Raw genomic sequence first — 5,180 nt, 5'->3', positions numbered from 1 at the left:
CGCTCGCCGCGCTGCGCGGCCTCGGGCTGCACGCGGCCACGCTCCTCGTCCGCGACCCCGCCCGCGCCGGTGACACGCTTGAGGCGGCCGAACGGCTGGGCGTGGCGCTCACGGTGGAGACGTTCGACAAGCTCGGCGCGCTTGCCCAGGTCGACCTGGTCGTCTCCACCCTCCCGGGCGGCGCGGCCGACGCCCACGCCGGGCTCCTGGCGGAGGCGCCCGCCCTGTTCGACGTCGTCTACTCGCCCTGGCCCACCCGGGCCGCCTCGGCGGTACGGGCGGCGGGCGGCACGGTCGTGGGGGGTTTCGCGATGCTGCTGCACCAGGCGGTGCGGCAGGTGGAGCTCATGACCGGCCGCGCGGACGTGCCCGTGGAGGCCATGCGCGCGGCCGGCGAGGCGGAGATCCTCAGGCGGGCCAGTCGAACGGGTTGACGGTCTTGACGTCGAGCCCGTCGAAGTCCTTGAGGTTCCGCGTGACCAGGATCCAGCCCTGCGCGCTGGCGGTGGCCGCGATGAGACCATCCACCACGGGCAGCGGCCGCCTGGCGTTCATCCGTCCCCATTCCTCGGCCACGTCCGCGGTGACAGGGAGGACGCGCGTCCTGAACTCCCGCTGGAGCCTGTCGAGCCACGACTCGTAGGCGCCCGCCTGTGCCGGGTCACGCCGGCGCAGCAGCTCCACGCCCTTGCGGATCTCGCCGAACACGAGCACGCTCAGGTACAGCGCCGGACCGTGGATGGTGTCGAGCCAGGCCTGCAGATTGGCGTTCCTGGTGCGCTTGGTCATCTCCGACACGATGTTGGTGTCGAGCAGGTAGCTCACCAGTCGTCCCCGAGGTCGATCTCGCGCGGGAGGTCCTTGGAGCGGGTGAGGTCGAGCTCGCTCAGGTCGGGACCCGAAAGCAAGAACTCCTTGAAGTCGGGCTCCTCGCCCTTGAGGTGCCGATACTCTGCCATGTCGAGGACGACCGCCACGTCCTCCCCGTGCCGGGTGACGATCTGCGGGCCCTCGTCGTGAGCGCGGCGCACCACCTCGCTGAAGCGCTGCTTCGCCTCCTGCAACTGCCATACGGCCATCCAGGGCCTCCCTGTCTAGACAGACTAGATTCGCTCCCGTGGAACAGCCTATCCGAGCTGGTCACGTCCGGGAGGGAAGATTCGGGGATTGCTCGTGGTTGTGGTAACGTAGCTCTCTGATCGGTCCGGCATGCCTTGCTGGACGCGCAAGCGGAGGTCTCCCTCCCACCCGGGTCGCCGAGAGGCGGCCGGGTCCAGGATCACGCCGGACTACTCCGGGGAGCTTGAGGTCACGACGCCGAAGAGCTCAGTGGCCCCGCATGCGCGACGTGCGGGGCTTTTCGCATCTGCGCGAAGCTCCCGGCCACGACGAGCACGTAGGGATCGCAAACCTAGGAGGCCCCATCAGCACTGAGCCCCGCATCAACGAGCGTATCCGAGTTCCCGAGGTTCGCCTCGTGGGCCCGAACGGCGAGCAGGTAGGCATCGTCTCCATTCACGACGCCCTGAAGCTCGCCCAGGAGGCCGACCTCGACCTCGTCGAGGTCGCGGCGACGGCTCGACCGCCCGTGTGCAAGCTCATGGACTACGGCAAGTTCAAGTACGAGTCCGCGATGAAGGCGCGCGAGGCGCGCAAGAATCAGGCGCACACGATCATCAAGGAGATCAAGCTCCGGCCGAAGATCGACCCGCACGACTACGAGACCAAGAAGGGTCACGTGGTGCGGTTCCTCAAGGCGGGAGACAAGGTCAAAGTCACGATCATGTTCCGTGGCCGCGAGCAGTCGCGCCCGGAGCTCGGCTTCCGGCTGCTGCAGCGGCTGGCGGAGGACGTCCAGGAGCTCGGCTTCGTCGAGTCCCAGCCCAAGCAGGACGGCCGTAACATGATCATGGTGATCGGTCCGCACAAGAAGAAGGCCGAGGCCAGGGCCGAAAAGGCGGCGGCCAAGGCCCAGCGTGGCAGCGAGGAGCCCTCCACACAGGAGGCGTGACCCGCCGCAGGGGTTAGCCTTACACGACACCCCTGAGAGCCACCCCAGACGAAGACGCCGACCGGGCCGGCCAGCACCGGCCCGGCCACCGGCACGACCGAATTGAGGAGAGACGGCCAGATGCCGAAGATGAAGACGCACAGCGGTGCGAAGAAGCGGTTCAGGCTCACCGGCACAGGCAAGATCAAGCGTCGCCGTGCCAACCGCGCGCACTACAACGAGTGGAAGTCGTCCACGCTGACGCGCCGTCTCAAGAACGAGGTCGTCCTTTCCGACGCCGACACCAAGAAGATCAAGAAGCTGCTCGCCAAGTAGCGCGAACCCCCGGGGAGAAGAAACATGGCACGCGTGAAGCGGGCGCTCAACGCCAAGAAGAAGCGCAAGGTCGTCCTCGAGCGGGCAACCGGTTACCGTGGCCAGAGGTCACGGCTCTACCGCAAGGCCAAGGAGCAGATGCTCCACTCGATGACGTACGCCTACCGGGACCGCAAGGACCGCAAGGGCGCGTTCCGCCGTCTGTGGATCCAGCGCATCAATGCCGCTGCCCGCCAGAACGGCATCACCTACAACCGCCTGATCCAGGGGCTGCGCCTGGCCGGCGTCGAGGTCGACCGCAAGATCCTCGCCGACCTCGCGGTCAACGACGGCCAGACCTTCGCCACGCTCGTCGAGGCCGCCAAGAAGGCGCTGCCGGCGAACGTGAACGCCCCGGCCGCGAGCTGAGGCGCTTGAGGGGCCCAGCCGGGCTCTAGTCGAGGGGCCCACCTCAGGGTGGGCCCTTTTTCATATACGCACGTTTTCATACACGCACGGCGGCCACGGGCCGGGGACGGCGTCCGCGCGCGAGGACAGGGAGAGCATGGCGGGAACGGAGCTGACCAACGTCAGGTCGCCGAGGGTGAAGGCCGCCCGGAGGCTCACCAAGCGCGCCTTCCGGGAGCAGGACCACAAGTTCCTGGCCGAGGGCCCGCAGGCGGTGCGCGAGGCGCTCAGGCTCGACGGCGTGACGCTGGAGCTGTTCGCCACGGCCGAGGCCGAGCTGCGCCACCCGGACCTCGTCGGCGAGGCCGCCGGCCAGGGCGTGCCCGTCCACCGGGCCAGCGGCGAGGTCATGGCCGAGCTGTCCCAGACCGTCACGCCGCAGGGCCTGCTGGCCGTCTGCCGCCTCGTACACCAGCCGCTGGAGGAGGCGCTCCCCGCCGCCCCGAGCCTGGTCGCGGTGCTCGCCCACGTGCGCGACCCGGGCAACGCGGGCACCGTCCTGCGCGCCGCCGACGCCGCGGGTGCCGATTCCGTGGTGTTCACCGACGCCTCCGTCGACCCGTACAACGGCAAGTGCGTGCGCGCCAGCGCCGGAAGCCTCTTCCACCTGCCGGTCGTCATCGGCGCGCCGGTCGGCGCGGCCGTCCGCCACCTCAGGGAGCGCGGGCTGCGGGTGCTCGCGGCCGACGGGGCGGGCGAGCGCACGCTCGACGACGTCGACCTGTCCGGGCCCACCGCGTGGATCTTCGGCAACGAGGCGTGGGGCCTGCCCGACGACGTCCTCGCCGAGGCCGACGACGTGGTCCGGGTGCCCATCTACGGGCAGGCGGAGAGCCTCAACCTGGCGACGGCGGCCGCCGTGTGCCTCTACTCCTCAGCCAGGGCGCAGCGCCTCCACCGGGGCTCACAGGCAGGCCCATAGGGAGGTCGCGGCGAGTCCCCCAGTCGGCGGGAAACCCGCTATTGTCGGGCTTGTAGGCGGAGGGGGCGAGGTCGTGCAGGGCGCAGACACCGGTGGTCCTGAGGTCTCAGCCTCGTGCACGATCGCCGTCGACGATCTCCCCGACGGCCTCATCGTGACCGACAGGTTCGGTCTCGTGCTCGCCGTCAACCGGGCCGCCGCCCGGCTCACCGGGGTGAGCGCGGAGCGCGCCGTCGGCCGCGACATGGACGAGGTGTTCCCGTTCCGCGACCACGACGGCCGCGAGTGGTGGAAGGGGCTCGACCCGCAGGGCGGCCTGCGCACCCGCAGCAGGGTCCCCGAGCGCCCGCTCCACCTGCCCGCCGGCCAGGAGCTGCACGTCGCCGCCCGGCTGGTACGCGAGCCCGCCCGCTGCGGCGACGTCGTACGCGTCGCGATCACGCTGCGCGACGGGGGAGCCCGTGCCCGCCTGGAGCGCAGCCGCGCCGACCTGGTCTCCACGGTCGCCCACGAGCTGCGCTCGCCGCTGACCAGCGTCAAGGGCTTCACCGCGACCCTGCTGGCCAAGTGGACCCGCTTCACCGACGAGCAGAAGCGCGTCATGCTGGAGACGGTCAACAACGACGCCGACCGCGTCACCAGGCTGATCACCGAGCTGCTCGACGTCTCCCGCATCGAGTCGGGGCGGCTGGAGCTGCACCGCCAGGTCGTCGACGTGCCCGCCAGAGTCCGCCGGATCATCGCCGGGCGGGTGGCGTCCGGCGAGCCCGAGGATCGCTTCCGCCTCCTCACCCGTGACGAACTGCCCGAAATGTGGCTCGACCAGGACAAGGTCGATCAGATCCTCGGTAACCTGGTGGAGAACGCGGTGCGGCACGGGCGCGGCACCGTGACGATCGAGATCGAGTCCGTCGGGTGGGGATTAGCCGTGTCGGTGCGTGACGAGGGCGAGGGCATCGAGCCCGAGCTGGCGCCGCGCGTGTTCCGGCAGTTCTGGCGGGGCAACAGCCGCAGGCGCGGCGGCACCGGGCTCGGCCTGTTCATCGTGAAGGGCCTGGTCGAGGCCCATGGCGGCACGATCGCCGTGCAGCGGGCGCCCGAGGGCGGCGCGGAGTTCCGATTTACCGTGCCCACCGGCACGCCCGACTTCGCCTGACGCCCTCGAGCCCGCGGCCCGAGCCCGAAGCCTTGAAGATCGAGTCGGCCGGTGGGCGTCCACCGTTAGACTTTGACCGCTCAAGCCCTGGATACGGAGCCCACTCTTGTCTGACTACGACCCCGTCGAGGTGACCCCGTTGCATGCCGACGAGGTGTCCCGCATGGAGGCCGACGCCCTGGAGGCGATCAAGTCGGCCGGCAGCCTCGACGCACTCAAGCAGGCCCGGCTCGCGCACGCCGGCGACCGCTCGCCCATCGCCCTGGCCAACCGCGAGATCGGCGCGCTTCCCCCGGCCGCCCGCGCCGAGGCCGGCAAGCGCGTCGGCG

7 protein-coding genes and 2 pseudogenes are annotated in these 5,180 nt (G+C 70.4%); 7 read left to right on the top strand and 2 right to left on the bottom strand.

Annotated elements, in window-relative coordinates; all coding sequences use genetic code 11:
* Positions 1 to 434, top strand: a pseudogene (locus DQW85_RS27975) (shikimate dehydrogenase); the annotation flags it as partial.
* Here the strand turns inward: DQW85_RS27975 and DQW85_RS27970 are convergent.
* Together DQW85_RS27970 and DQW85_RS27965 are read right to left on the bottom strand one after the other, a co-directional pair.
* Positions 409 to 825, bottom strand: coding sequence for a type II toxin-antitoxin system VapC family toxin (locus DQW85_RS27970; RefSeq protein ID WP_113702880.1), 417 nt, complete (start codon positions 823 to 825; stop codon positions 409 to 411). The pseudogene DQW85_RS27975 and the gene DQW85_RS27970 overlap by 26 nt on opposite strands.
* Positions 822 to 1,079, bottom strand: a complete 258-nt coding sequence (locus DQW85_RS27965) for a type II toxin-antitoxin system Phd/YefM family antitoxin (RefSeq protein WP_113702879.1) — start codon at positions 1,077 to 1,079, stop codon at positions 822 to 824. The genes DQW85_RS27970 and DQW85_RS27965 overlap by 4 nt, the downstream gene beginning before the upstream one ends.
* A 269-nt stretch (positions 1,080 to 1,348) precedes the next feature.
* Between DQW85_RS27965 and infC the strand changes: the two genes are divergently transcribed.
* The 6 genes and pseudogenes from infC to DQW85_RS27935 all read left to right on the top strand — a co-directional run.
* A complete protein-coding gene (gene infC / locus DQW85_RS27960; RefSeq protein WP_275888267.1) occupies positions 1,349 to 2,011 on the top strand; it encodes a translation initiation factor IF-3 in 663 nt (220 codons plus the stop codon).
* Between the two features lie 120 nt (positions 2,012 to 2,131).
* On the top strand, positions 2,132 to 2,326 hold the full coding sequence (gene rpmI / locus DQW85_RS27955) for a 50S ribosomal protein L35 (RefSeq protein WP_113702878.1): 195 nt from the start codon (positions 2,132 to 2,134) through the stop codon (positions 2,324 to 2,326).
* Between the two features lie 24 nt (positions 2,327 to 2,350).
* Complete coding sequence (rplT, locus tag DQW85_RS27950) at positions 2,351 to 2,734, top strand: 50S ribosomal protein L20 (protein ID WP_113702877.1); 384 nt, start codon at positions 2,351 to 2,353, stop codon at positions 2,732 to 2,734.
* Positions 2,735 to 2,870: 136 nt separating this feature from the next.
* A complete protein-coding gene (locus tag DQW85_RS27945) occupies positions 2,871 to 3,695 on the top strand; it encodes a TrmH family RNA methyltransferase (RefSeq protein WP_113702876.1) in 825 nt (274 codons plus the stop codon).
* A gap of 73 nt (positions 3,696 to 3,768) precedes the next feature.
* Positions 3,769 to 4,851 (top strand): sensor histidine kinase, encoded by a 1,083-nt coding sequence (locus DQW85_RS27940; RefSeq protein WP_113702875.1) that lies wholly within the window; start codon positions 3,769 to 3,771, stop codon positions 4,849 to 4,851.
* A gap of 163 nt (positions 4,852 to 5,014) precedes the next feature.
* Positions 5,015 to 5,180, top strand: a pseudogene (locus DQW85_RS27935) (phenylalanine--tRNA ligase subunit alpha); the annotation flags it as partial.

Origin of the sequence: Nonomuraea lactucae, assembly GCF_003313395.1 — a bacterium.
Taxonomy (GTDB): domain Bacteria; phylum Actinomycetota; class Actinomycetes; order Streptosporangiales; family Streptosporangiaceae; genus Nonomuraea; species Nonomuraea lactucae.
This window is presented reverse-complemented; position numbering and strand designations above follow the sequence as displayed.

What these genes read in the sequence shown, in the direction of transcription:
- DQW85_RS27965 (WP_113702879.1), bottom strand. Translation starts at nt 1,079, where the DNA reads ATGGCCGTATGGCAGTTGCAGGAGGCGAAGCAGCGCTTCAGCGAGGTG.
- DQW85_RS27945 (WP_113702876.1), top strand. Translation starts at nt 2,871, where the DNA reads ATGGCGGGAACGGAGCTGACCAACGTCAGGTCGCCGAGGGTGAAGGCC.
- rpmI (WP_113702878.1), top strand. Translation starts at nt 2,132, where the DNA reads ATGCCGAAGATGAAGACGCACAGCGGTGCGAAGAAGCGGTTCAGGCTC.
- rplT (WP_113702877.1), top strand. Translation starts at nt 2,351, where the DNA reads ATGGCACGCGTGAAGCGGGCGCTCAACGCCAAGAAGAAGCGCAAGGTC.